Source organism: Cellulomonas citrea, assembly GCF_009829685.1.
Taxonomy (GTDB): Bacteria; Actinomycetota; Actinomycetes; order Actinomycetales; family Cellulomonadaceae; genus Cellulomonas; species Cellulomonas citrea.
In genome coordinates, this window is record NZ_VWSD01000371.1 from 1 (window position 1) to 556 (window position 556).

The 556-nt window shown below is 77.3% G+C and carries 2 protein-coding genes; both read right to left on the reverse strand.

Going from position 1 to position 556, the window contains the following annotated elements:
• A partial coding sequence (locus F2B26_RS16800; protein WP_159811239.1) for a UvrD-helicase domain-containing protein occupies positions 1-286 on the reverse strand: 286 nt, incomplete at its 3' end.
• On the reverse strand, positions 283-556 hold a 274-nt coding region (locus F2B26_RS16805; protein ID WP_201292822.1), incomplete at its 5' end, for a PD-(D/E)XK nuclease family protein. The genes F2B26_RS16805 and F2B26_RS16800, both read right to left, overlap by 4 nt.

Sequence of the window (556 nt, forward strand, 5' to 3'; positions counted from 1 at the left end):
CGTCGGCGGCGGCGCGCACCAGCCGACGCACCCGCACCCGGATGCGCTGCTCGAGCTCGGCCGCCGCCTTGCGGGTGAACGTGAGCCCGAGCACCTGCTCCGGCCCGACGAGCCCGTTGGCGAGCAGCCACACGACCCGCCCGGCCATCGTCTCGGTCTTGCCCGACCCGGCCCCGGCGACCACGAGCTCCGGACGCAGCGGCCCCTCGATGACGGCCTGCTGCTCGGGGGTCGGCGCGGACCGGCCGAGCAGCGCGGCCACCTGGACGGCGCTGATCGCGGTCACGGTGCCACCACCTGACGCCCTTCGGCCCGCACCGGGCACGCCCGACGGACCGGGCAGCGGCTGCACAGGTCGTTGACCGTCGCGGTGAACTGCGCGGCGGCCATCGACTCGGCGACGGTGTCGACGAGGGTGCGCGCCCAGCTCGGCCCGTCGTCCTCCGGGCCCAGCGCCGGCTGGTCGAGCACCGCCCCGGCGCGGTTGCGGGACAGGTAGACAAGCCGCGCCCCGGCCGAGCGGACGCCGTCCCCGCCCAGCTCACCGGCGTCGACG